The 25481-nt window shown below is 56.8% G+C and carries 25 protein-coding genes; 17 read left to right on the forward strand and 8 right to left on the reverse strand.

Annotation, left to right across the window (positions count from 1 at the left end; genetic code table 11):
• Positions 1-131 precede the first annotated feature (131 nt).
• The 4 genes from KUO20_RS15500 to trhO all read right to left on the reverse strand — a co-directional run bounded on the left by KUO20_RS15500 (position 132) and on the right by trhO (position 3524).
• The gene (locus tag KUO20_RS15500; RefSeq protein WP_235040714.1) at positions 132-563 is read right to left on the reverse strand and encodes a YqaA family protein; all 432 of its coding nucleotides are present in this window, start codon (positions 561-563) and stop codon (positions 132-134) included.
• 46 nt (positions 564-609) lie between these two features.
• Positions 610-1431: an IclR family transcriptional regulator gene (locus KUO20_RS15505; protein ID WP_235040715.1), complete on the reverse strand. Its 822-nt coding sequence runs from the start codon at positions 1429-1431 to the stop codon at positions 610-612.
• A gap of 216 nt (positions 1432-1647) precedes the next feature.
• Positions 1648-2373, reverse strand: coding sequence for an enoyl-CoA hydratase (locus tag KUO20_RS15510; RefSeq protein WP_422823153.1), 726 nt, complete (start codon positions 2371-2373; stop codon positions 1648-1650).
• A gap of 176 nt (positions 2374-2549) precedes the next feature.
• Positions 2550-3524: an oxygen-dependent tRNA uridine(34) hydroxylase TrhO gene (gene trhO, locus KUO20_RS15515; protein ID WP_235040717.1), complete on the reverse strand. Its 975-nt coding sequence runs from the start codon at positions 3522-3524 to the stop codon at positions 2550-2552.
• 229 nt (positions 3525-3753) lie between these two features.
• On the opposite strand from trhO, the gene KUO20_RS15520 reads away from it, so the two are divergent.
• Positions 3754-4443, forward strand: coding sequence for a pirin family protein (locus tag KUO20_RS15520; RefSeq protein WP_235040718.1), 690 nt, complete (start codon positions 3754-3756; stop codon positions 4441-4443).
• 89 nt (positions 4444-4532) lie between these two features.
• Here KUO20_RS15520 and serA read toward each other — a convergent pair whose 3' ends face one another.
• The gene (gene serA / locus KUO20_RS15525; RefSeq protein WP_235040719.1) at positions 4533-5777 is read right to left on the reverse strand and encodes a phosphoglycerate dehydrogenase; all 1245 of its coding nucleotides are present in this window, start codon (positions 5775-5777) and stop codon (positions 4533-4535) included.
• 236 nt (positions 5778-6013) lie between these two features.
• Between serA and KUO20_RS15530 the strand changes: the two genes are divergently transcribed.
• From KUO20_RS15530 to dxs, 3 genes are read left to right on the forward strand one after another with little or no spacing between them, the layout of a single operon-like run.
• Entirely contained in the window at positions 6014-6328 is a 315-nt protein-coding gene (locus KUO20_RS15530; protein WP_235040720.1) for an exodeoxyribonuclease VII small subunit, read from the forward strand.
• Positions 6322-7230: a farnesyl diphosphate synthase gene (locus tag KUO20_RS15535; protein WP_235040721.1), complete on the forward strand. Its 909-nt coding sequence runs from the start codon at positions 6322-6324 to the stop codon at positions 7228-7230. Before KUO20_RS15530 ends, KUO20_RS15535 begins: the two co-directional genes overlap by 7 nt.
• A gap of 17 nt (positions 7231-7247) precedes the next feature.
• Entirely contained in the window at positions 7248-9170 is a 1923-nt protein-coding gene (dxs, locus tag KUO20_RS15540; protein ID WP_235040722.1) for a 1-deoxy-D-xylulose-5-phosphate synthase, read from the forward strand.
• 27 nt (positions 9171-9197) lie between these two features.
• On the opposite strand, the gene KUO20_RS15545 is transcribed toward dxs, so the two are convergent.
• Both KUO20_RS15545 and KUO20_RS15550 read right to left on the reverse strand, forming a co-directional pair.
• Positions 9198-9494, reverse strand: a complete 297-nt coding sequence (locus KUO20_RS15545; protein WP_235040723.1) for a MarR family transcriptional regulator — start codon at positions 9492-9494, stop codon at positions 9198-9200.
• A 16-nt stretch (positions 9495-9510) separates the two neighbouring features.
• Positions 9511-11835 (reverse strand): FdhF/YdeP family oxidoreductase, encoded by a 2325-nt coding sequence (locus tag KUO20_RS15550; protein WP_235040724.1) that lies wholly within the window; start codon positions 11833-11835, stop codon positions 9511-9513.
• 219 nt (positions 11836-12054) lie between these two features.
• Here KUO20_RS15550 and djlA point away from each other — a divergent pair, with 219 nt between their 5' ends.
• The 9 genes from djlA to mnhG all read left to right on the forward strand — a co-directional run bounded on the left by djlA (position 12055) and on the right by mnhG (position 20198).
• Complete coding sequence (djlA, locus tag KUO20_RS15555) at positions 12055-12813, forward strand: co-chaperone DjlA (protein ID WP_235040725.1); 759 nt, start codon at positions 12055-12057, stop codon at positions 12811-12813.
• 78 nt (positions 12814-12891) lie between these two features.
• Positions 12892-13263, forward strand: coding sequence for a hypothetical protein (locus tag KUO20_RS15560; protein WP_235040726.1), 372 nt, complete (start codon positions 12892-12894; stop codon positions 13261-13263).
• Positions 13260-13877, forward strand: coding sequence for a glutathione S-transferase family protein (locus KUO20_RS15565; RefSeq protein ID WP_235040727.1), 618 nt, complete (start codon positions 13260-13262; stop codon positions 13875-13877). Before KUO20_RS15560 ends, KUO20_RS15565 begins: the two co-directional genes overlap by 4 nt.
• 271 nt (positions 13878-14148) lie before the next feature.
• Positions 14149-17079, forward strand: a complete 2931-nt coding sequence (locus tag KUO20_RS15570) for a monovalent cation/H+ antiporter subunit A (protein WP_235040728.1) — start codon at positions 14149-14151, stop codon at positions 17077-17079.
• Positions 17079-17423, forward strand: coding sequence for a Na+/H+ antiporter subunit C (locus KUO20_RS15575; RefSeq protein WP_096277176.1), 345 nt, complete (start codon positions 17079-17081; stop codon positions 17421-17423). Before KUO20_RS15570 ends, KUO20_RS15575 begins: the two co-directional genes overlap by 1 nt.
• Positions 17420-19033: a monovalent cation/H+ antiporter subunit D gene (locus tag KUO20_RS15580; protein ID WP_235040729.1), complete on the forward strand. Its 1614-nt coding sequence runs from the start codon at positions 17420-17422 to the stop codon at positions 19031-19033. Before KUO20_RS15575 ends, KUO20_RS15580 begins: the two co-directional genes overlap by 4 nt.
• Positions 19030-19533 (forward strand): Na+/H+ antiporter subunit E, encoded by a 504-nt coding sequence (locus KUO20_RS15585; RefSeq protein WP_235040730.1) that lies wholly within the window; start codon positions 19030-19032, stop codon positions 19531-19533. The genes KUO20_RS15580 and KUO20_RS15585 overlap by 4 nt, the downstream gene beginning before the upstream one ends.
• A gap of 12 nt (positions 19534-19545) precedes the next feature.
• Entirely contained in the window at positions 19546-19824 is a 279-nt protein-coding gene (locus KUO20_RS15590) for a K+/H+ antiporter subunit F (RefSeq protein ID WP_235040731.1), read from the forward strand.
• Positions 19821-20198, forward strand: coding sequence for a monovalent cation/H(+) antiporter subunit G (mnhG, locus tag KUO20_RS15595; RefSeq protein ID WP_235040732.1), 378 nt, complete (start codon positions 19821-19823; stop codon positions 20196-20198). Before KUO20_RS15590 ends, mnhG begins: the two co-directional genes overlap by 4 nt.
• 19 nt (positions 20199-20217) lie before the next feature.
• On the opposite strand, the gene ribA is transcribed toward mnhG, so the two are convergent.
• Positions 20218-20853: a GTP cyclohydrolase II gene (ribA, locus tag KUO20_RS15600; protein ID WP_235040733.1), complete on the reverse strand. Its 636-nt coding sequence runs from the start codon at positions 20851-20853 to the stop codon at positions 20218-20220.
• A 239-nt stretch (positions 20854-21092) separates the two neighbouring features.
• Between ribA and hemE the strand changes: the two genes are divergently transcribed.
• The 4 genes from hemE (at position 21093) to KUO20_RS15620 (ending at position 25432) form a co-directional block, all read left to right on the forward strand.
• Positions 21093-22205 carry a uroporphyrinogen decarboxylase gene (hemE, locus tag KUO20_RS15605; RefSeq protein ID WP_235040734.1) on the forward strand — a complete coding sequence of 371 codons (1113 nt, stop codon included), beginning with the start codon at positions 21093-21095 and terminating at the stop codon, positions 22203-22205.
• Positions 22205-23065 (forward strand): polyamine aminopropyltransferase, encoded by an 861-nt coding sequence (speE, locus tag KUO20_RS15610; RefSeq protein WP_235040735.1) that lies wholly within the window; start codon positions 22205-22207, stop codon positions 23063-23065. Before hemE ends, speE begins: the two co-directional genes overlap by 1 nt.
• Positions 23066-23154: 89 nt before the next feature.
• Positions 23155-24165, forward strand: a complete 1011-nt coding sequence (locus KUO20_RS15615) for an amino acid ABC transporter substrate-binding protein (protein ID WP_235040736.1) — start codon at positions 23155-23157, stop codon at positions 24163-24165.
• Between the two features lie 241 nt (positions 24166-24406).
• A complete protein-coding gene (locus KUO20_RS15620) occupies positions 24407-25432 on the forward strand; it encodes an amino acid ABC transporter substrate-binding protein (protein ID WP_235040737.1) in 1026 nt (341 codons plus the stop codon).
• Positions 25433-25481 lie beyond the last annotated feature (49 nt).

Consider the following 25481-nt stretch of genomic DNA (forward strand, 5'->3'; position numbering starts at 1 on the left):
AACCTCCCTTTGGGTGAGTATTCTTTTCAATCTAGCGGCTGCAGGGTGTTACGCAGCCAATATTGCCGACACTGACAACTAAGCCAGTTATAAAGCTGTACAGGGTAACACGACTTGATTAACAAGGTGTTTCACTGACATAGCGGTGCCAGCCATTGATTCGCCAAGAGCAGCACCAGTGCGTAGCGAGCGCCCTTGGCAACCACAATCCACGCTAACGCCCGCCACCAGGGCAGCCGAAATACACCGGCGAGCACGGTGAGCGGATCACCGACAATCGGCGCCCATGACATCAGCAGACTCACTTCGCCAAAACGGTGGTACCAACCCTCGGCGCGTGCCAAGCTGCGTGGCGATGCCGGAAACCAGCGGCGGTCCTGAAACCGGCGTGCATAGCGCCCCATCGCAACGTTGATCATGCTGCCGAGCGTATTGCCCGCCGTGGCCACGAACCACAGAGCAAGCGTAGGCTCACCCACGCACCAGAGCCGTGCTAGCCACACTTCAGACCCACCGGGTAATAAGGTGGCGCTTACCAAGGCGACTAGAAACAAACTTAGCATTGCTTTAAAAACATTATTGCAAAACCATAGCCCCTGTCGGCCTACGCTAGCGCGGCACTTGCCCGCCCAGCTGCTGGGTAATTTCATCGGCGGTTTGACGAACAAGATCACCCAGGGTTAGCAATCGAGCTTCGGGAATCCTTGCCATCGGGCCTGAAACCGATATTGCCGCCATTGGCCTGCCGTGCTCATCAAACACACAGGCAGCCACGCAGTGCAGGCCAATGGCATGCTCCTCACGATCACAGGCAAAGCCCTGCGCGCGAATTTTCGCCATCTCGGCTTGCAGCGTGTCGGGCTGATAGAGCGTATTCGTCGTCACTCGTGCAAGCTCGCCTTGTTCCAGCAGCTGCAGGCGCTCATCATCGGGCATCCACGCCAGTAGCGCTTTACCCACACCGGAGGCGTGCAGCGGCGCGCGGGAGCCCAGGCGGGTAATCATGCGCATCATCTGAGGCGACTCGTGCTGAGCAAGAAATACCGCCGTTGCCCCATCGCGAATGCCCACGTTAGCCGTTTCGGCCGTTTCGGTCGTTAGCCGACGCAGAAATGGGCGACTGGTCGCCACTACGTCGCGCGCTTCCAGAAAGCTGTTGCCGATACGGAAGGTTTTGACATCGATCCGCCACAGACCTTGCTCATTTTCTTGCGTCACAAAGCCTTGGCTTTGTAGCGCCTGCAGCAGCCGATGGGTCGTTGAGGGCGCAAGCTCAGCCATCTCTGCCACTTCTGACAGCGCTAAGCCTAGCGGGCTGGCCGCGAGATGCTCCATCAGCGTTAGGCCACGTACCAGTGACTGGCTATGGCCCCCGCTGGCTTTGGCGGTACTCGCCGGACGACCGACCGTCCTGCGTTTGGCTTCACTCACCGGGCTCTCTCCTAAAAGGCTCTTTTAAAAAACGATCTTAAAAGCGCCTTTCCTGAAGACGCCGTCCCTGGAAACAGCATTTCTGACAATACCGTTCCTGAAAATACTATTTCTAAACATACTATTTCTAAACATAATCAGAGCATCAGGATAACGTGCCAAAGCGACCGCTGTCGCGTTTACGGAAACGAATTCCACTAAAGCAGTAGCGTCACGTTAACAATGCCGCCATTGCGGTGGTCGCTTGCCAATAAACGCATCAATACCTTCGCCTACGTCCTCGGCCAGCATATTGCAGGCCATCGTTTCACCGGCAAAGGCGTAAGCCTCGTCAAGCGGTATGGCAAGCTGGCGAGCAAACATCGCTTTGCCGGTACGCACCGCCACGGCGCTTTTAGCACAGATGCTTGCGGTCAGCGTCGCTACAGCCTCATCCAGCGCATCATCGTCGGCCACACGATTAATCAACCCCCACTCGGCGGCCTGCTCGGCGCTGATAAACTCGCCGGTGAGCAGCATTTCCATGGCACGTTTACGCGCCACGTTGCGCGACAGTGCCACGGCGGGCGTAGAGCAAAATAGCCCTACATTAATGCCCGACACGGCAAACCGGGCACTGCGCGCGGCTACCGCTAAATCGCAGCTCGCCACCAGTTGGCAGCCAGCGGCCGTGGCAATACCCTGAACCTTAGCAATCACCGGCACCGGCAGGTTAACAATGGCCTGCATTACCTCGCTACAGCGGGTAAACAACGCCTGGTAGTAAGCTTTAGTGGGGTTGGCGCGCATCTGCTTTAAATCATGCCCGGCGCAAAAGGCCTTGCCCTCTGCGGCGATCACGACGCAGCGCACGCGGCTATCGTCGGCAATCTCGGCTAACGCCTGCTGAAAGGCTTGTAGCATAGCTTCAGAGAGCGCATTAAAACGCTCAGGAGCGCGCATGGTTAGCGTTGTAACACCTTGATGGTCGCTGCGTTGCAGGATGGGGGCGATTGAAGATGGTTCTTCAGAAGAGGCCCCTTGAGAAGACGAGCCGTTAGAGATGATGGGCATGATGAACTCCAATTTGAGTAACACATGGCCCATCAGTCTAGCGCACAAGGTGCGCGCATTGATCGCTACTTCTTCATTTTGCGCGTGTCGCGCCCTAAGGGATGGGGCTCGCCACGAGACTTGGCAAGCTCAATCTGGCGCTGGCGTTCGCGCGCAGCGGCGCGGGTTTTCTCGGGCAGCGAATCAATACAGTGGGGGCAGCTAATGCCGGGCTCAAAGGCGGAGGACTGCATATCGTTGGCCGAGATCGGCATACGGCAGGCGTGGCACTGCTCAAACTCACCTTTGCTTAAATCGTGGCGTACCGTGACGCGGTTATCGAACACAAAGCACTCGCCGCGCCACAGCGACTGCGCTTCCGGGACCTTCTCCAGGTAGTTCAGCACGCCGCCCTTTAAGTGATAAACCTCTTCAAAGCCCTCTTTAAGCATAAAGCTCGAGGCTTTTTCGCAGCGAATGCCGCCGGTGCAGAACATGGCCACTTTTTTATGCTTTTCAGGGTCGTAGTGCTCGCGCACGTACTCAGGGAATTCCCGAAAGGTCGTAGTTTTTGGGTCTATCGCGCGCTCAAAGCTGCCGATGGCCACTTCATAGTCGTTGCGCGTATCGATCACCAGCACTTCTGGGTCGGCAATCACGGCGTTCCAGTCTTCCGGCTCAACGTAGGTACCGACGGTGTCGTTGGGGTCAATATCCGGCACGCCGAGCGTCACGATCTCTTTTTTGAGCTTCACCTTAGTGCGATAGAACGGCGTTGCATCGCAGTAAGACTCTTTATGATCAATATCAGCCAGGCGCGAGTCGGCGGTCAGCCAGCTAAGCAGCGCATCAATGCCAGCGCGACTGCCTGCAACCGTGCCGTTAATGCCTTCTTTAGCGAGCAGCAAGGTACCCGTGACACCGTTATCCAGCATTGTTTGGTGCAGCGGGTCACGCAGCGCTTCAAAGTCGTTCAAAGTGACAAATTTATACAGCGCCGCGACCACGGTGGGCGGCACGGGGCTGGAAGGAGTGCTGGAGATTGTGGTGGCTACTGACATGTGAAGCTCCTGGTAGTCGCCCTCGCAAAGGGCGGACCGGGTGAATAATCGCGCTCATTCTACCCCAAAGCGTCGCGCGCTTGAATCTTGGATGCCTTCGCCGGGGGTCAAACGGTGATCTCAATCCATCGATTTATTCGACGAGATCGTACTGAAACCTTCACCCCACGCCGTTCTAACGAGGCGTATATTGGGCCTATTCCACCCCACGCACGTCAGGGAGTACTTCATGATTATTCGTCGAGCTAATGAACGCGGCTACGCTGACCACGGCTGGCTACGTTCTTACCATACCTTTTCCTTCGCCAACTACGTCGATCCAAAGCACATGGGGTTTCGCGCCCTGCGCGTTATCAATGAAGACCGCGTGACGGGCGGCAATGGCTTTGGCGCTCACTCCCACCGGGACATGGAGATTATCTCCTACGTGCTGGAAGGGGAAATGGAGCACAAAGACAATATGGGCAACGGTGAGGTCATGCGCCCGGGCGACGTGCAGCGTATGTCGGCAGGCACCGGCGTGCAGCACAGCGAGTTTAACCATTCTCAGCAGGCCGACCTGCATTTTCTGCAGATATGGATTGAGCCCAAACAGCTAGGCATTGCCCCCAGCTACGAGCAGAAAGCCTTCCCGACGGCTGAGCGGCAAGGAAAGTGGCGCCTAGTGGCCTCTCAAGAGGGCCGCGAAGGCTCCGTCAGCGTCAATCAAGACGTTAACCTTTATGCAGGGCTGTTCGCGGCAGGTGAGAGCGCGACTACGCCAACCACTCGCCATGCCTGGCTGCATGTTGTTAACGGCACTATGGCGATTAACGGTGAAACGCTCGGCGCAGGCGACGCAGCCGCTTTTCAGCCGGAAGAGGCAATTACCCTTACCGGCAAGGAAGCGGGCGAAGTGCTGCTGTTTGATTTGGCTTAGCGGTTTGACCTGGCTTAATAGCCTGCACCAACTAAAACGGCGCCTCAAAAGAGGCGCCGTTTTTTTGCTGTGGCTTTTACCGCTAAGCGTTAGCTGTTATGCGCCGAGTAGAGCGCACGAATTTTCAGCGTGTGGTCTACCTGCTTCAACGCTTCAAGCGCTTGAGGGCCGTAGGCTTTATCAACATCGATGACCACATAGCCGACTTTCTCATTGGTCTGCAGATACTGGCCGGAGATATTGATGCCATTTTCAGACAACACACGGTTAATCTGCGACAGCACGCCCGGTACGTTGTCATGAATATGCAGCAGGCGATGCTTGTCTGGATGCGCAGGCAGCGCCACTTCAGGGAAGTTAACTGAGGTCACGGTAGTGCCGTTATCAGAATACGTAATCAGTTTTTCTGACACTTCAATGCCGATGTTCTCCTGAGCTTCCAGGGTTGAACCACCCACGTGCGGCGTCAAAATCACGTTTTCTAGGCCACGCAGCGGGCTCTGAAACTCCTCGTTGTTACCTTTCGGCTCCACTGGGAAGACATCAATCGCCGCACCGTTTAGCTTGCCCGCTTTAATCGCATCCGCCAGCGGTTCGATTTCCACCACGCTGCCGCGTGCAGCATTGATCAAAATTGCGCCTTGTTTCATGGCCGCAATCTCTTTCGCGCCGATCATCCAGCGGGTTGAAGCAAGATCAGGCACGTGAAGGCTGACCACATCCGCACGCCCTAACAGCTCTTCAAGGCTGCCCACTTGGCTGGCATTACCCATGCCCAGCTTAGCAATGACGTCGTAAAAAATAACGTTAAAGCCCAGCGACTCGGCCAGCACAGAGAGCTGCGCGCCGATGCTGCCGTAGCCAACAATACCCAGCGTTTTACCGCGGGCTTCATGGGAATTTTTCGCTGATTTCAGCCAGCCGCCCTGATGGGCACGAGCGTTTTTCTCAGGAATGCCGCGCAGCAGCATAATCGATTCTGCCAGCACCAGCTCAGCCACGGAGCGCGTATTAGAGTACGGGGCATTGAACACCGCGATGCCACGCGTCAGCGCCGCCGTCAAATCGACCTGGTTGGTGCCTATACAGAAACAGCCAACGCCCACCAGCTTCTCTGCCGCTTCGAAAACGCGCTCAGTCAGCTGCGTCCGCGAGCGAATACCGATGAAGTGCACATCGCGGATCTTTTCGATCAGCGCATCTTCATCCAGCGACGTCGGCAGGTGCTCAATGCTGGCGTAACCTGATGAGTGAAAATTGTCCACCGCGCTTTGGTGGACGCCCTCGAGTAGCAGGATCTTGATCTTGCTCTTGTCCAGGGACGTTTTGGCCATGGCTGAATCAACCTCTAATGGGCGGCGGCATGCGCCGTGTATCGGTTCACGGGAGGCCCATATCCTAGCACAGCCCGCCCCATTCAGACCGATTCAAGATGATGAAAAGTGTGCGGGCTAACGATGAATCTGTCGCAAGTCGTTGCCTTAAGCGTATGTGGAAAGGCAGACGTCCCCCCCAGGCGTCGGTGTATACTGTGTGCTTATATTTAAAATATCGGTTTGCAGGCACCCCAATGAGCGACACCACATCATCTCCGCAGGATTTTGCCGCGACGGTTGAGCAACTTGAAACCATCGTCGAACGCCTAGAGTCAGGCGAGCTCTCATTGGAAAATGCGCTGACGGCATTTGAGCAGGGCGTGCGATTAACCCGCGATGCTCAGCAGCGCCTGGATACCGCTGAGCTTAAAGTGCGGGCACTCAGTGAAGACAGCGAAGGACGCTTAAACGTGACACCCTTTGCCGGCCCTGACGATGCTAAGCCCGATCTCAAGGACGTTCCCAAGGGCGAGGCCGAGGAAGACAGCAAGGAGATGCCCCCATGGTAGCCACGCAGTCTAGCCAGCTTGCCGCCCTGCGCCTTACTAGCACTGCCCGCGTAGATGCGACCCTAGCGGCGCTGTTTGATTATAGAAAGCTTGATAATCGCCCAGCGGTCGCGCCCCGGCTTGAGGCCGCCATGCGCCATGGCCTGCTAGCCGGCGGTAAACGCCTGCGCCCACTGCTGGTGTATATGGCGGGCCACGCGGTGGGCGCAGAAGACGACGCGCTGGACGCCCCTGCCGCAGCGATTGAGCTGATTCACGCCTACTCGCTGATTCATGACGACCTGCCCGCCATGGACGACGACGATCTGCGTCGCGGCCAGCCTACCGTGCATAAAGCCTTCGATGAGGCGACCGCGATTCTAGCCGGAGATGCGCTGCAGGCGCTGGCCTTTGAAGTACTGGCCAGCACGGCGCATCCACGGCTAGGTAATTTGATATATACGCTTGCCTGCGCCTCGGGGCGCGATGGCATGGTGGCAGGCCAAGCGCTGGATCTGGACGCGGTCGGTGGTCATCCGGATGTCGATGCGCTGGCCCACATGCACGCCCATAAAACCGGCGCCCTGATCGTTGCCGCCGTGCGCTTAGGCGGCCTTGTAGCGGTGGCGGAAGACGACCCGCGTTTAAACGCCCTGACTCGCTACGCCGCCGCCATTGGTTTAGCCTTCCAGATTCACGACGACATACTGGACGTGACCGGCGACACCGCTACCCTAGGTAAAACGTCAGGCGCCGATGCCGCGCGTGCCAAGCCCACCTATCCCAGCCTGCTGGGTTTAGAGGGCGCACAGCGTAAAGCACAAAGCCTGATCGACGAGGCCATTGCCGCGCTTACCCCACTGGGTGAGCGTGCTGCACCGCTGGCCGATCTTGCTCACTATATGATCGAGCGCGACCACTAAACAATGTCTATGAAAACATGCCCATGAAGCTGTTCGACGAGATTCCCCGTGAGCGCCCGGCAACGCCGCTGCTCGACTCTTTTGATCATCCCGCTGCTCTGCGGGCCATGAATTCGCACCAGCTCGCCCAGCTGGCCGACGAGCTGCGCGCCTATTTGCTGTATAGCGTAGGCGTATCTGGTGGCCACTTTGGCGCAGGGCTTGGCGTTGTCGAACTCAGCGTTGCGCTGCACCGCGCCTTTCATACGCCGGACGACCGTTTAGTGTGGGACGTTGGCCATCAGGCCTACCCGCACAAAATCCTTACCGGTCGTCGTGAGACGATGCTAAGCATTCGCCAACACGGCGGCTTAGCGGCCTTCCCAAACCGTGCCGAATCCGAGTACGACACCTTCGGCGTGGGGCATTCCAGCACCTCCATTTCAGCGGCGCTCGGCATGGCCTTGGCCGCCAAAGCGCAGGGCAGTCAGCGGCGCGTTTGCGCCATTATTGGCGACGGTGCGCTGACCGCAGGCATGGCGTTTGAAGGCCTTGCCCATGCCGGCCACGTCAATGCCAATCTGCTCGTGGTGCTCAACGACAACGAAATGTCGATTTCCGAGAACGTTGGCGGCATGGCCACCTATCTCGCCCGGGTACTCTCCAGCAAGCCCTATCTCAAGATTCGCGAAGAGAGCAAGAAAGTTCTTTCACACCTGCCCGGCGCGCTAGAACTTGCTCGGCGCACCGAAGAGCACATGAAAGGCATGGTCAGCCCCGCCACGCTGTTTGAAGAGATGGGCTTTAACTACGTAGGCCCCATCGATGGCCACGATTTGGGCGCGCTCACCGAGACGCTTGAAAACCTGCGTGAGCTTGACGGGCCGCAGTTTCTGCATATCAAAACGGTGAAAGGAAAAGGTTTCTTACCAGCAGAAGCGGATCAGATTGGCTATCACGCGATTACTAAGCTCGAAAAGCCCAGCGCTATCGCCAACGCCCCGACGGTTAAAAAACCTGACGTTAAAAGCGCCGTTAAGAAAAAGTACTGCAACGTGTTCGGCGATTGGCTTTGCGATATGGCTGCACACGATTCGCGCCTGCTAGGGATCACCCCCGCGATGCGTGAAGGCTCCGACTTAATTCGCTTCTCTAAGCAGTACCCGGAGCGCTATTTCGATGTCGCGATCGCCGAGCAGCACGCCGTAACGTTAGCGGCGGGCATGGCCTGCGAAGGCATGAAGCCCGTCGTTGCCATTTACTCGACCTTTCTGCAGCGCGGCTATGATCAGTTAATTCACGATGTGGCGGTGCAAAACCTGGACGTCACCTTCGCGATTGATAGAGCGGGCCTGGTAGGCGAAGACGGCCCCACGCATCACGGCAGCATGGATCTTTCCTTCTTACGCTGCGTGCCGGGCATGGTAATTCTCGCCCCTGCCGATGAAGCCGAGTGTCGCGCCATGCTCAGCGCTGCTTATTACCACCCTGGCCCTGCTGCCGTGCGCTACCCGCGTGGCACCGGCCCGGGCGTCGATACTCCCGCCCACCTTGAGCCTTTAGCGATTGGCAAAGCGCAGATCCGCCGCCAGTCTTCTAACGACGGCGTGCGCATCGCGCTGCTCGCCTTTGGCAGCTTAAACGGCCCTGCTGCCGAGATTGCCGAGCGCTTAAATGCGACGCACATCAATATGCGCTCCATTAAACCGTTGGATCGCGATGCCGTGCTTCACGCCGCCGATGAACACGAACTGCTGGTCACGTTGGAAGAGAACGTTGTGGCTGGCGGTGCAGGCAGCGCGGTTAACGAGCTGCTGCATGCCGAAGGCGTTCAGATAGAGATATTAAATCTCGGCCTACCGGATACCTTCATCGAGCACGGCACGCCCGACCAGCTGCTGCGCGACTGCGGCCTGGACGCTGAGGGCATTGAAGCCGCCATTCGCCGGCGGCTGCCGTAGCGAATGCTAGGCGCTTAAGCCGCAATCTTAATCCATCTCGAAAAGCGGTTTAATCAACAGTACCCGCAGCGCCGAGCTTGCCCCACCGGCGGGCTGGGTGTGAACCCAGCCCGCCTCTTCAAGCGTGGCGCAGGCGCGGCGGATAAGCGCATGCTCAATATCCAAACGTCTCGCTAATAGCGCGCTGGAAACACCCTTGTCAGAGGGCGGCGACGCATCAACCGCCAGCAGCACTAGCGCGGCCAGGGTGTCGAGTTCCGGATAAGCGGCCTGCAGCGCGGCGAGTGCGCGCTGCAGATGCTGATCCTCCGTTGGTTCAGGCATTGGCTCAGACACTTACTCAGACAATCCGCGCGCTGGCTTCCAAGCGAATAGCAATCGACTTGGAGGCTGGGGTATGGCTTTGATCGCCTTTATGATCCAGCGGGATCAGCGGGTTAGTTTCAGGGTAGTAAGCGGCGGCACAGCCTTCGGGCGTCGCGTAGGCAACGACTTTAAAGCCATCCACCCGGCGGGTAATGCCATCGCCCGATTCGCCAATCAAATCAACCCACTGGCCTGCCTTAAAGCCCAGCCGATCAATATCCTTCGTATTCAGGAAAATCACCTGGCGGCCGTTTTCAATGCCGCGATAGCGATCGTTATAGCCGTATATCGTGGTGTTGTACTGATCGTGGGAGCGCATGGTTTGCAGGGTTAGCCAGCCGCCTTCTCGGCCCGTCATCTGCTGATGCATTACCTGCTCTGGCAGCCTGTCATCAGAAAACTCGGCCTTGCCGCTCTGGGTAGGAAAGCGCAGCTCAAAGGCCGGATTCATCAGCCAAAAACCGCGCGGTTCGCGCACGCGCTCATTAAAATTATCAAAGCCGGGAATGACGGCCTCGATATGATCACGGATCACGTCGTAGTCGTCACGCATGGCGGCCCAGTCAACCACGTCGTTACCCAGCAAGCGCTCGGCCAGGCCGGTCAGTATGGTGATTTCAGAGGGTAGCGTGCTATCCACCGGGCGGTTAATGCCCGCCGATCCGTGCACCATGCTCATTGAGTCTTCTACGGTAATCAGCTGCGGCTTGCCTGCTGCGCTGCGATCGACCTCGGTGCGCCCCAGGCAGGGCAGAATCAGCGCGTCTTTACCCGTCACTAAATGGCTGCGGTTGAGCTTGGTGCTAATAAACGCCGTTAGGCGGCATTGAGCCATCGCCGCTTCGGTCACTCGGCTGTCGGAAATAGCGCGGGTGAAATTACCGGCTAGGCCGATAAACACCTTGCCCGGCTGATCGCGCATGGTCTGAACAGCGGCCACGGAATCAACGCCGAACGCTCTTGGCATGGGCCTTTGGTAACGGCTTTCCAGGGCATCTAGCAGTGCATCCGAGGGTTTTTCGAAAATACCCATCGTGCGATCACCCTGCACATTGGAATGTCCGCGTACCGGCGAGGTGCCCGCGCCGGGCTTACCCAGGTTGCCGCAGAGCAGCAGCAGGTTAACAATTTCGCGAACGGTGGGTACCGAGTGCACGTGCTGCGTAATGCCCATCGCCCAGCAGATGATAGTGGCTTTGGAGCGGGCATACAGCATCGCGGCCTGCTCGATTTCCGCTCGACTTAATCCTGCCTGAGCCTCAATCGTCTCCCAGGCAGTGGCCTCTACTTCGCTTCGATAGGCGTCAAGCTCAACGGTGTGTTCAGCGATAAACTGATGGTCCAGCACGGCTTCGCCGGCGGCATCTCGCTCAAACAGCGCTTTCGCCATGCCGCGCAAAACGGCCATATCGCCGCCCAGTTTAGGGCAAAAGTAATGTGAGCTGATCGCATGGCTGCCGTTATGCAGCATTTCAAGCGGCTTTTGCGGGTCGGCAAACTTCTCAAGCCCCCGCTCGCGCAGCGGATTGACACTAACAATAGTAGCGCCACGCTCGGCGGCTTCACGTAGCGTACCCAGCATACGCGGGTGGTTGGTGCCGGGGTTCTGGCCAAATACAAAAATCGCCTCGGCCTGCTCGAAATCCTCCAGCCGCACGCTGCCTTTGCCAGTGCCCAGCGCCGCGCCAAGGGCCACGCCGCTCGCCTCATGGCACATATTGGAACAGTCCGGCAGGTTGTTGGTGCCATAGAGCCGCGCCAGCAGCTGAAACACGTATGCCGACTCATTGCCCGCCTTGCCGGAGGTATAGAAGATAGCGTCATTGGGCGTGGGCAGCGCCTTAAGTTCAGCGGCCATCAGGTCGAGCGCCGCGTCCCAGGCAACCGGCTCGTAGTGATCGGTTTCGGCGTTGTAGCGCATTGGTTCGACTAGCCGCCCCTGATCTTCCAGGCGATAGTCATCCCAGGTTTTGAGTTCGCTAACGGTGTGCTTGGCAAAGAAATCTCGCGTGACTCGCTTGGAAGTGGACTCCCACGTCACTGCTTTTACGCCGTTCTCGCAGAACTCGAATGAAGAGCCGTGCTCAGGGTCACCCCAGGCGCAGCCGGGGCAGTCAAACCCATCGGGCTGATTAAGCTTAAATAGCGCCCGTGCATTGGCAGCCACAGAGCGGCTATGCAGTAAATGCTTGCCTACGGCCTTGAGCGCACCCCAGCCCCCGGCCGGGTTGTGATACTCAAAAACCTTGGGATCGTGTACCTTAGAGCTTTTTGGGGCATCCGGATTCGGCGAGGACATCGTGCTTCTCCATACAGAAGGGAAGGAAGCGCCGCGTTAGTCATTAGCCTGCTTCCTTATAGGACGTTACGTTCGACCAAAAGCACCGCCTGGTCAAGTAATGAACGCGCGGTGCTGCCATTAGCGATATGCGCCTTTACTGACCGGCGCTAAGCAAGCAGAGCGCTCGCCGCGCAAGAATGCCTTAAGCCCTTATCTTTCAACTACTTCGAGATTGCTATGCTATTACTTATTATCATTTTCAGCCTAATCGGCCTGGCGTTTGGCGGACCGGTTGGACTGCTGGTTGGCGGCGGTCTGGGTTGGTGGGCGGGGCAGCGACTCAGCCGCCGCTTAAACGGCGCCCGAGTGCGCATTCAAGAAGGCTTTCTTGAGTCGATTTTTTCCGTTATGGGCTGCCTGTGCCAAGCCGACGGAAAAGTCACCGAAGGCGAGCTGGACGTTGCCGAAAAGCTCTTTGATCAGATGCGCCTGCAGGGCGAGCATCGCGCCAAGGCGCGCGCCGCTTTCGAGCGGGGCCGTGCCGATGACTTCAACCTAGACGCCGAGCTTGCCGCGGTTAATCGCCTGACCCAGCGCCAGCCCGTTTTACGTCAGGTTTTTATCCAGGTTCAGCTCACCGCTATCTCAGCCGACGGCGTTCTGCATCCTGCCGAGCATGAAATGATTCTGCGCGTTGCACGCGGCGTGGGCTGTAGCGAAGCCGAAGTTCAGCAGATCGAAGCAATGCTGCACGGTGCCGCCGCAAACTCTCAAGGCGCCAGCGAAGAAGCGCTTAAAGACGCTTACCGTGTTCTGGGCGTTTCTGAAGACGCCAGCGATGCCGAGATCAAGAAAGCCTACCGCCGCTTAATGAGCCAAAACCACCCCGACAAGCTCGCGGGCAAAGGCTTGCCAGAAAGCATGCGCGACGTTGCACAGGCGCGCACTAGCGAAATTGGCAACGCCTATGAGCGTATCAGCGAATCACGCGCTTGATCATCGCGGCCTATTCGCCTTCAACGCCTACCTGCGCTAGAGTTAAACGCACCTTATTCAGATACTGGAGAAAGCATCATGCGCGTACAACTTTCTAGCATTATGGGCGTTGGTTTCACTATAGCGCTGGGCAGCCTGTCTGCTAGCGCGCTTGCTGAGCCCGCTGGTGAGCGACTTTCTGGCGATGAAATTCGTGAGCTGGTGTGGGGAAACCAGGTACAGGGAGCGATGGCAGGCGGCCAAGACTATAGCGAAATCTACCTTCCCGAAGGTGAAATTGTTGGCGACGGCTACTCAGGCCAGGCGACCATCGTTGATGACACCATGTGCTTCGATTACGGTGACGACGATATTAACTGCTACGGGGTTAGCCGCGATAGCGATGGCCGCATCGAATGGATCTCTGATGACGAAGTCATCGGCTACGGCAATGTCAGTGATGCGCCATGATCACGCTATACAGTTTTCCAAAATCGCGCTCTTTACGTGTGTCGTGGGCCCTTGAAGAGCTTGGCGTTGAGTATCAATGCCAACACATAGCGCTAGATAAAGGTGAGGGCCAAACGGCCGAGCATTTGGCGCGCCACCCTGATGGCAAGGTGCCTGCGCTTGAGGATGGTGACGTCCACTTATTTGAATCTGTGCCGATTTGCCGTTATTTGGCGGAAACGTATAGCAACGGCACGCTGCTACCTGATGACCCTGCTGCCCGTGCTCAGGTCGACCAGTGGCTCAGCTTTATCGTGACGGAAATCGAGCAACCGCTTTGGAATCAAGCCAAGCACACGTTTGCCCTGCCAGGCGATAAGCGTGTTCCCGCGATTCTACCGGTGTGTGCCTGGGAGTTTCAGCGCGCGCTGGCCGCTTTAGAGCGTCGCTATCACGGTCAAGAAAACTTGGTCGATGAGTCGTTTACACTCGCTGATGTGTTTTTAACCCACACTCTGTCGTGGGCGATCAGCATGAAACATCGCCTACCTGACACGCTAATGGCCTACCGCGAGCGCCATATTCAGCGCCCGGCTATGGCGCGTGCTATAGCCCGCGAAGAAGGCGCGGCTTAACGCCCTTAGCTGCCTTTCTGGCGAGGTGACCGCTGGAAAGGCAGATGGCTTATAGGGGCATTTCAGCCCCCTAATTCAGCCAATTCGTGTGTGCTGAGATCGCTTACTGCTCTCGAAATGTGTGCGTAAAACCGCACATTTACGCTTGTGCATCATTACGTGATCACGTAAATTCAACACTAAAGTCGATATCACATTCACTCACTTTGGTGCATTACCGCCCTCGATTTAGCCCTCCCGCCCTACGATCAACGACCTTTTACGGAGCCCTATGCTGCTACTGTTACTCATCCTCATGCCAGTAGCTGGCAGCATAATCGCCGCGCTCATGCCGACCAATGCGCGTAACCGTGAAGCATGGCTGGCCGGTGGCATTGCCTTTATCGGGCTGCTCATTACCGCCTATCTCTATACGCAGATAGGCCCTGGTGAACTAGGTACTGGAGAACTAGGCACTGGTGAGGTCGTCCGTTATCAGCTTGAGTGGATGCCCGATTACGGGCTGAATTTCATACTGCGTATGGATGGCTTAGCCTGGATGTTCTCGATGCTGATTCTAGGCATCGGCGTGCTGGTGGTTATTTACGCGCGTTACTACATGTCACCCGATGACCCCGTACCGCGCTTTTTCTCTTTCCTGTTAGCGTTTATGGCCTCCATGCTCGGCGTGGTGCTATCGGGTAATCTTATCCAGCTGGTTGTGTTTTGGGAGCTGACCAGCCTGACCTCCTTCTTACTGATTGGCTACTGGCATCACCGTGCAGATGCACGGCGCGGTGCGCGCATGGCGTTTACCGTGACGGCCACCGGTGGGCTTTGCTTACTGGTCGGCGTACTGATGCTTGGCCATATCGTTGGCAGCTATTCATTAGATGTGGTGCTGGCATCGGGCGATCTGATCCGTGCGCACCCTTGGTACTTGCCCACGCTGATTTTAATCGCGTTAGGGGCGCTGACAAAAAGCGCCCAGTTCCCGTTTCATTTTTGGCTACCTCATGCCATGGCGGCGCCGACGCCCGTCTCGGCTTTTTTGCATTCGGCGACGATGGTGAAAGCCGGCGTGTTTTTATTGATGCGCCTATGGCCGTCTCTTTCCGGCACGCCCGAATGGACATACATCATTGGTGGCGCGGGGCTCTGCACGCTACTCATTGGTGCATTCACCGCTATTTTTCAGCACGACCTTAAGGGCCTGCTGGCTTACTCAACGATCAGCCACCTGGGGTTAATTACCTTATTGCTGGGCATTGGCACACCGCTGGCGATGGTCGCTGCACTGTTTCACACGCTTAATCACGCTACGTTCAAAGCATCGCTGTTTATGGCGGCGGGTATTATCGACCATGAGAGCGGCACCCGAGATATGCGCCATTTGCGCGGGCTCTTTAAGGTGCTGCCGTATACCGCCACCTTGGCGATTGTTGCGAGTGCGGCCATGGCCGGCGTGCCGCTACTTAACGGCTTTCTGTCTAAAGAAATGTTTTTCGCCGAGGCGTTGGCAGTAGGGTCGGCCCGCAACTGGAGCATGTCCGCCGCGGCCGTGTTAATGGGTATTTTCAGCGTTGCCTATTCACTGCGGTTCATCAACGTATTCTTTGGGCCGCTGGCGACTGACCTACCGCGTGCGCCGCATGAACCACCGCGCTGGATGCGCTTCCCGGTTGAGCTACTGGTACTCTGCTGCCTGATCGTGGGGGTGATTCCTGGCTTGAGCGTGGGGCCGTTCCTCAATACGGCGGTAATATCAGTGCTCGGTGAGCAAACGCCCGACTATAGTCTTTCCGTTTGGCACGGCTTTAACCTGCCGCTGCTAATGAGCGTGATGGCTTTGGGCGGGGGCGTACTGTTTTACATCTGGCTACGCACACGCCACGGCTTGATCCAATCCAACCGCGTGCCGTTTCTCTATCGCTTTAATGGCAAACAAGCCTATGAGAGCACGATGCTGAGAATTTCCTCCAGCGCCTCGCTGCTTGAAAGGCTGTTGAGTACGCGGCGCGTACAGCCACAGCTGCTGCTAATGATTACGCTGCTCTTAGCGGTGCCGCTGCTGATCGTTCGGCCCGTTTCACTGCTGACTTTTTCAGCCAACGGCGAGTTTTCCCCGCTGTTCGCTGGCCTGTGGGTGATTGGCGCGATTTGTGCCGTGGCCGCCGCCTGGCAGGCTAAATACCACCGCTTAGCGGCGCTCAGTTTGGTGGGCGGTGTCGGCATCGTGGTCAGTATTACCTTCCTCTGGCTATCGGCGCCCGATCTCGCCCTGACCCAGCTCATGGTCGAAACCGTCACGACGGTGCTGATTCTACTTGGCCTTCGCTGGCTGCCTGCGCGGATTACCCCCAAAGAGCTAAACATACGGGCCACGCGCCTTTCGTGGTTTAGACGCTCGCGGGATATGGTAGTCGCCGTGGTCGCGGGCCTCTGCATGAGTATTGTCAGCTATGCGGTATTGGTGCGCTCGGCGCCCGTAGGCAGCATCTCTGACTTTTTCATGACCCGCGCGCTTAGCGAAGGCGGCGGCAGCAATGTGGTTAACGTGCTGCTGGTGGATTTTCGTAACTTCGATACGCTAGGCGAAATTGCCGTCCTCGCCGTGGTAGCGCTGACGGTATACGCCCTGCTGCGGCGCTTTCGCCCGGCGCCGGAAAGCCTGCCCATTCCGGCGCAACAAACCAATAATGTCGACCCCGCCGCCGGTCAAACGCCCGTACAGCAAGTGGAAAGCGGCTATTTAATGGTGCCCGCCGTTTATCTGCGCATGCTGCTTCCTATCATGGTGGTCATTGCTGCTTACTTCTTTATTCGTGGCCATAATCTTCCCGGCGGCGGTTTCGTTGCGGGGCTTACGTTTGCCGTCGCAATTATTGTTCAGTACATGCTGGGCGGCACGACCTGGGTAGAAAAACATCTGCGCTTACAGCCACACCGCTGGATTGCGTTTGGATTAATCATCGCGTGCGCAACGGGGCTGGGTTCCTGGCTGTTCGGCTATCCTTTCTTAACCACGCACACTGCCCATATGACGCTGCCGATACTGGGCGAGATTCACCTACCCAGCGCCTTTGTTTTCGATTTAGGCGTCTTTGGCGTAGTGGTAGGTTCAACAATCTTGATTCTCGTGGCCTTGGCTCACCAATCGGTGCGTAGCCATCGTCTGCCCATTAGTAACATCGCCCCCGTTATCAACAAGGAGGCCAACTGATGGAAGCCGTCATAGCGATTGCCATTGGCATTATGTTTGGCGCTGGCGTCTGGCTGATCCTGCGCCCACGCTCTTTCCAGGTCATTACCGGCCTGCTGCTCATTTCCTACGCGGTGAACCTGTTTATTTTCATTATGGGCCGCCTGTCGATCAATCAAGCACCGCTGACGCTGGGTGAAGGCGCCATTGACCCTTCGCTGTACGCTGACCCGCTACCGCAGGCGCTGGTGTTAACGGCGATAGTGATCGGCTTTGCGACCACCGCCCTCTATCTAGTGGTGATGATCGGCGCACGCGGCTTAACCGGCACGGACCATGTCGATGGTAAGGAGATGGATAAATGAGCCTACCGTGGGTTCAACACCTCATCCTTGCCCCGGTACTTGTACCCTTGCTATGCGGCGCACTGCTGATTTTGATTAACGAGCGCCGCCATGAGCGTAAGTTTTTTATCAATCTTGTCAGCACCGTGTCTTTGCTAGTGACTTCACTGGTGCTGCTTTATCTGTCTGACAGCGAATACTGGCCCGACGGCATTGGCGTTTATCTCTCAGCTAACTGGGCGGCGCCCTTCGGTATTGTGCTGCTGGTCGACCGGCTTACCGCGGTGATGATGCTGCTGACGTCAGTGCTGGCAATCGCCTCGTTAGTGTTTTCGATGTCGCGCTGGAGCCGTATCGGCGTCCACTTTCACTCGCTGTTTCAATTCTTATTAATGGGCATTAACGGCGCTTTTCTGACCAATGACCTGTTCAACCTATTCGTCTTCTTTGAGGTGATGCTGGCAGCGTCCTATGGGTTAGTGCTGCACGGCTATAACACCCGTCGCATCCGCGCGGGTATGCAATATATCGTGGTCAACTTGCTGGCATCGTTTTTCTTCTTGATAGGCGTGGCGCTGATTTACGCAACGACCGGCACCTTAAACATGACCGACCTCGCAGCGCGTTTAGACCTGTTAGCTGCCGAAGACTTGGTGCTGCTGAAAGTGGGCGTTGTCATTCTAGCGCTCGCCTTTTTGACCAAAAGCGCCATGTGGCCGCTGGGGTTCTGGCTGCCCACCACCTATTCAGCCGCATCGCCGCCGGTGGCCGCGATGATGGTACTGATGACCAAAGTTGGCGTGTACGTGCTGCTGCGACTGTGGCTGCTGCTGTTCTCGGATGGGCCGGCGGCAGGCTTTGGCTTCGATCTATTGCTATGGGGCGGGCTCGCCACGCTGGCCTTTGGCACCATTGGCTTGCTGGCCAGCCAAGAGCCAGGCCGTATGGCCGGCTATACTGCGGTCATTTCGTCCGGCACGCTGTTAGCAGCGGTAGGCTACGGGCAGCCCGAACTCATCAACATTGCGCTGTTTTATATGATTAGTTCGACACTCGCCGTCGCCGCGTTTCTGCTGCTGATTGAGCTGGTTGAGCGGATCAGAACGCCCGGCGCGGCGATGCTAGCGCTTACCATGGAGGCCTTTGCCGTTGATGACAAGCCTGACGAGCCGGTGGGTGTGCCGATTCCAGGCGCGCTGGCGTTTTTGGGACTCGCCTTCGCCGGATGCGCGCTGGTGATCACCGGCCTGCCGCCGCTCTCGGGCTTTGTGGCGAAATTTGGCCTGATGCATACCTTGCTCAATCCAGAGGGAATGTCGACCAGCATGGTGACGTGGCTACTGCTGACGCTGATAGTGCTTTCAGGTTTGGCGGGCATTATTTCGCTGATGCGCTTTGGCGTACGCACCTTTTGGGCCACTAAACATACGACAGCACCGCATTTACAGCGCTCGGAGGTGGCACCCATCACCGCACTGCTGCTGCTCTGCGTGCTGCTAACGGCCCAGGCGGGGCCGACCGTGGCCTATCTGGAGCGTAGCGCTGAGCCGCTTCATCAACCGGGGCTGTATATTGAGCGCATTGAATCGGCCCCGGTGATCACCCGAGAGCCATTGGGAGAACGCACATGAGCCTGCGCCGCTGGCTACCTTCGCCGATGCTTTCCGCAGCCCTGCTGGCCATGTGGTTAATGCTCAACCAGAGCGTAGCGCCCGCCCAGATACTGCTCGGCACGCTGCTTGCGATTGCCGCCCCCTTAATGACCAAGCCGCTGCGCCCGATGACGCCGGTACCGTTTAGAAAGCCGCTGGTGATGGCGCGCCTGCTGACGCTATCGTTAATAGAGATTATTCGCTCTTGCTTCAACGTGAGCCGAATCATTCTCTTCGCCAAGCCTAAAGGGCTGAATTCACAGTTTATTAAAGTGCCGCTGGACTTGAAGCATCCTCACGGCTTAGCGCTACTCTCGTGTCTCATTAACTCTACGCCGGGTACGGTGTGGGTAGAAATCTTACCCGACACACATGATTTGGTGCTGCATGTGTTTGATCTGCACGACGCCCAATGGTGGGTCGATACCATCAAGACACGCTACGAGAAACCGTTGATTGAGATCTTCGACACTGTATAGGAGCGCGCGCCCATGACGGCCCTTTTATCGTTAGCCATCAACTTCACGCTGGCGTGTATCATGCTGGCGATGATGCTATGCGTCGTGCGCCTGCTGCTTGGCCCCGCCGCGCAAGACCGGGTGCTCGCACTGGATACGCTATGGATGTGTGCAATGCTGCTCGCGTTAGCGCTAGGCATGCGTTTTGGTAATCTGATTTATTTTGAAGCCGCCATGCTCATCGCCTTGACGGGTTTTGTCTCGACAGTGGCACTCACGAAATTCTTAATGCGCGGCGAGGTGATCGAATGAGCCCTGACTTTGACAACCTGCCCTTATGGGTCAGCCTGCCCGTCACTCTGCTGCTGGTGCTGGGCAGCCTAATAGTGCTGATTGGCGCGATAGGCCTGGTACGTTTGCCGCACTTTTTTCAGCGTATTCATGGCCCGGCGATCACGGTCACCTTGGGCGCTGGCTGTATTTTAATCGCTTCAATGGTGTTCTTTACCGCGCTGCAGTCGCGCTTAGTGATTCACGAGCTGCTTATCACCGCGTTCATTTTGCTCACAGCGCCTGTCGTGGCCATGCTGATTATGCGCACCGCGGTCTATCGAGACCTTCGGGCGCGCCGGCGCGACGGTAAGACAGAATCCAACGAGGTTTATCCCTTCTCACCGGATGAGTAAGAAGGGCACAGCCCTTTGCTTAGCCCTTACGTTCAATATCCACATCGCTGGCGTGAGTAAAATCATCCAGGGCCATCATGTGGCCAAGTTTGCCAGCTTTGGTCGAAAGATAGTGTTCGTTATGGGGGTTTAGGCCGGTCGTGATGGGCAGGCGCTCCACTACGTTTACACCGTCGCGGGTGAGCGCATCAACCTTGCGCGGGTTATTAGTCATTAAGCGTAGCGATGTAACGCCTAAGTGATTGAGCATGGGTACGCACAGGTCGTAACGGCGCATGTCAGCACCAAAGCCGAGCTGCTCGTTGGCTTCAACCGTATCGGCGCCCTGGTCTTGCAGGTTGTAAGCCCGAATTTTGTTCAAAAGCCCAATGCCGCGTCCTTCTTGGCGCAGATAAAGCAGTACGCCGCGGCCCTCTTCAGCGATGCGTTTGAGCGCCTCCTGCAGCTGGTAGCCACAGTCGCAGCGCATCGAGAACAGCGCATCGCCGGTCAAACACTCAGAGTGCACGCGCCCAAGTACCGGCTCATCGCCGGTCACATCACCCAGCGTTAGCGCGATATGATCTTTGCCAGTAGCCTCATCTTCGAAGCCATGCATAGTAAAAGTGGCCCAGGGCATGGGCAGTCGGGAAGCGGCAATGAAGCGAATGGTCACAGGTTACCTCGTTGATTAACCAAACCAGTTAACCACACCAGTGTTGGCAAAGTAGGCAGGTATTCTATCAGGAAGCGGCGCCCGCCTCACGGTGGTTAGACGGCTAAATAGCGGAGAAAAATTGGCTGGGTGCGACGATTTTGCCACGCGGTAAGCCGCTCTCGCGCCTATCTTCAAGTACAACTTCAAGTACAATTACCCCCATACAATGCGGGCAAATTTCTTAAGAGCAAGTGTTTATGACGACTACACCGTTGAAAAATGATCGTTTTCTTCGCGCGCTGGCGCGTCAGCCCGTGGATCGCACGCCGGTATGGATGATGCGTCAGGCTGGCCGCTATCTGCCAGAATATCGCGCCAGACGGGCCGATGCAGGTAGTTTTATGGACCTGTGCCGCAATCAAGACCTGGCCTGCGAAGTAACGCTCCAGCCGCTGGAACGCTATCCATTGGATGCGGCTATCCTGTTTTCGGATATTTTAACCATTCCGGATGCGATGGGGCTTGGCCTGTACTTTGAAACTGGCGAAGGCCCTAAATTTCGTAAAACAGTACGCACGCAGGCAGACGTTGACGCGCTGAGCGTGCCCGATGCCGAGCGCGACCTGGATTACGTGATGCGCGCGGTGTCGACTATTCGCCACGAGCTGAACGGGCGCATGCCGCTGATCGGGTTCTCTGGCAGCCCCTGGACACTGGCGACTTACATGGTGGAAGGCAGCTCTAGCAAAGACTTCCGCCACTTGAAAACCATGCTCTATGACACGCCAGACACTCTGCACCAGTTGCTGGATACGCTGGCGCAGTCGGTGACCGACTATCTGAATGCGCAGATTCGCGCGGGTGCCCAGGCGGTGCAGATTTTTGATACCTGGGGCGGCGCGCTTTCAACACCTGCCTACCTTGAGTTTTCGCTGCGCTATATGAAGCAGATCGTGGCGGGCCTGATCCGCGAGCACGACGGGCGCCGCGTGCCGGTGATTCTGTTCACCAAAAACGGCGGCCAGTGGCTAGAGCACATCGCCGACGCCGGTGCCGATGCGCTGGGTATCGACTGGTCCACCGAGCTTTCCGATGCGCGCGCGCGCGTTGGTCATAAAGTGGCGCTGCAGGGCAACCTGGACCCCAACGTGCTGTTTGCCCGCCCCTCGGCAATCCGTAAAGAGGTTGCTCGCGTGCTGGAAAGCTACGGCCACGGCCCTGGCCACGTGTTTAACCTGGGCCACGGCATCAGCCAATTTACGCAACCGGACAACGTCACCGCCTTCATGGAGGCGCTGCACGAGCTAAGCCCACAGTATCACCAGGATATCTCGAGCCCATCCAACGTCACGCACCCAGGAGCCAATTGATGAGCGAATTACGCGACGACCAGTGGTTTACCGAAGTCTTTGATAGCCACGGCAGCGCCTTCTCACTGAAGATTTCTGAAAAGTTGCTGGACGTGCAGAGCCCGTACCAGCACCTGGAAGTCTACGCCACCGAAACCTACGGCAACTTAATGGTGCTGGATGGCTGCGTGATGCTGACCGATCGCGATAATTTTCTTTATCACGAGATGATTGCGCACCCGGCGCTGTTTACCCATCAAGATCCTAAGCGCGTGGTGATTATTGGCGGCGGCGACTGCGGCACCTTAAAAGAAGTGCTGCGTCACCCAGGCGTTGAAAAAGTCACTCAGATCGATATTGATGAAGAAGTTACCAAAGCCTCAGAGCGCTTCTTCCCAAGCCTAGTTGAAGCCAATAGCGACCCGCGGGCCGAGCTGCTGTTCGCCGATGGCGTGAAGTGGGTCGACGATGCACCGGATGAGAGCATCGACGTGCTGATTATCGACTCCACCGACCCGGTTGGCCCCGCCGAAGGGCTGTTTAAAACCGATTTCTTAACGCGCTGCCATCGTATTTTGAAAAGCGGCGGCGTCATGGTGCAGCAGAGCGAGTCGCCGCTTTATCACAGCGGATCGATCATTCGCGAACTGCGCCACGATATGCAGGAAGCTGGCTTTGACAGCGTTGCTACGCTGCCCTTCCCACAGCCGGTTTATCCCTCAGGCTGGTGGAGCGTCACGCTGGCCGGTAAATCTATCGACGTTAATGCATTCCGCGAACAGGCAGCGGCAGAGCATAATCTACCGCTTGAGTATTACAGCATTGAGGCCCATCGTGGTGCGTTAGCGCTGCCGCCATTTATGCGTAAAGCATTCGCGTAAATTTGCGCGCTGCATTTCGCTAAGGCCGGCACTGCTCGGCTTTCTTTTGCTTACGTTAACTTGCGGCCTTTCACGCTAAGGAATAATAAATGAATAACGCTCGTTGGTTGGGATTAGGAATCGGAGTATTGGTACCTGCGATGGCGATGTCCTCTACGCTGGAAACCGTTCAAGAACACGATAGCGTTCGCTGTGGCGTTAACGCTGCCCAACCGGGCTTTTCGTCCTTGGATGACGACAATCAGTACCGCGGTCTTGATACCGATGTGTGTCGAGCGATTGCCGCGGCAGTGCTAGGTGACGCTACAAAAGTAGACTTTGTGCCACTCAACTCGGTAGAGCGCTTCACCGCACTCCAGGCCGGAGAAGTCGATGTGCTATCTCGCACGACCACTTGGACGTCCAGTCGCGACACTACCCTGGGAATGAACTTTACCGGCGTAAGCTACTACGATGGCCAAGCTTTTATGGTCGCCAGCGATTTAGGTGTGCAAAGCGCCAAAGAGCTCGATGGTGCAGCCGTATGCACTCAGGCCGGCACCACCAGTGAGCTTAACCTCTCTGACTACTTTCGTATTAATGGCATGAGCTATGATGCGATTGTATTCGATGCTCCCGAGCAGTCAATTGCAGGCTTTGAAGCGGGCCGCTGCGACGTTTTAAGCTCTGATGCTTCCCAGCTGTACGCTCAGCGTATACAGCTCGCCGACCCCAATATGGCCATGGTGCTGCCCGAAATTATCTCTAAAGAACCGCTTGGCCCCGCCGTCCGCCAGGGTGATGACCAATGGTTCAATATTGTGAAATGGTCGCTATTTGCAATGCTCAATGCGGAAGAAATCGGTGTCACACAAGCCAACGTCGATGAACAGCTCAACTCCGAGAACCCCGATGTCATGCGACTGCTTGGCCAAGACAGTGATTTTGGCGAACCTATGGGCATCAACGCCGACTGGGCGTATCAAATCGTCAAACAGGTAGGCAACTACGCCGATATTTATGACCGTAATGTCGGCGCTAACTCTGATTTCCACATTGCCCGAGGCTTAAACGCGCTGTGGAAAGACGGCGGCATTCAATACGCTCCCCCTATTCGCTAACCCCGCACAAACCTCTCTTCGCAAGGGCAACATTAGTGGCTACGCACCAAAATAGAACAATCAGTAGCCACTAATGTTCTTTTTTACACCCATCCTTTCGTATAAAACGCTAATTTTGCGTTGAAAAGCGATGAAGTTACTGACATATCCTTGTTGGCATCTTACTTGCTAGGTTTAGTTACATGCTCCGGCATGCGTAATTCTGGGAATTCAGGATTCTAATTGATTCAAGGGGAACTATATGTTGAATAAAAAACACCTCGTGCTACTGGCGTCTGCTGGCTCAATGACGTTAGCGGGAATAGCAACGGCTCAAGCAGACGTCTTAGAAGATACCATCGAGCGCGGGGCCGTTCAGTGTGGCGTGAGTGACGGCCTGCCTGGTTTTTCTGCACCGGATGGCGACGGTAACTGGCAAGGCCTGGACGTTGATGTATGCCGTGCAGTCGCCGCCGCCGTTCTCGGCGATGCCGACGCGGTGAACTATATTTCACTCAACGCCGTTGAGCGTTTTACCGCGCTTCAGTCGGGCGAGGTGGATGTTCTTTCGCGCAATACCACCTGGACCACCACTCGGGATACCACCCTGGGCCTAAATTTCGCAGGGGTTAACTTCTACGACGGTATCGGCTTTATGGTTAGCCGCGACCTGGGTCTTAACGGTGCCATGGAACTGGATGGCGCCGCTATCTGTATCCAAACGGGCACCACGACCGAACTCAACGTGGCCGATTACTTCCGCGCCAACGATATGGAATTCGACCCCATCGTTTTCGATACCTCTGAGCAAACCGTTGGCGGCTTCCAGGCCGGGCGCTGCGATGTATTGACCTCCGACACCTCGCAGCTGGCCGCGCTACGTATCCAGCTTGACGACCCCGAAGGCGCGGTCATTCTGCCTGAAATTATTTCTAAAGAGCCGCTTGGCCCCGTCGTGCGTCAAGGCGATGACACGTGGTTTAACATCGTTAAGTGGTCGCTGTTCGCGATGATTAACGCCGAAGAATACGGCGTGACCAGCGAAAATGCTGAAGAAATGCTCAGCTCTGAAAATCCCGACGTGGCTCGCCTGCTAGGCCAGGACGGTAACTATGGCGAAGGCATGGGCTTAGAGGCTGACTGGGCTTACAACATTATCAGCCAGGTCGGTAACTACGCTGAAAGCTTTGAACGCAACGTCGGCATGGGCTCTCCGCTTGAAATTGAGCGCGGCGTGAACGCTCTTTGGAACGCCGGTGGCTTCCAGTACGCTCCCCCGATTCGCTAAGCGTCTCGCTTGACCCCGGCCCGCCGCCCTTTTCAGATACCCCTTTCAA

The organism is Vreelandella profundi (genome assembly GCF_019722725.1).
Taxonomy (GTDB): Bacteria; Pseudomonadota; Gammaproteobacteria; order Pseudomonadales; family Halomonadaceae; genus Vreelandella; species Vreelandella profundi.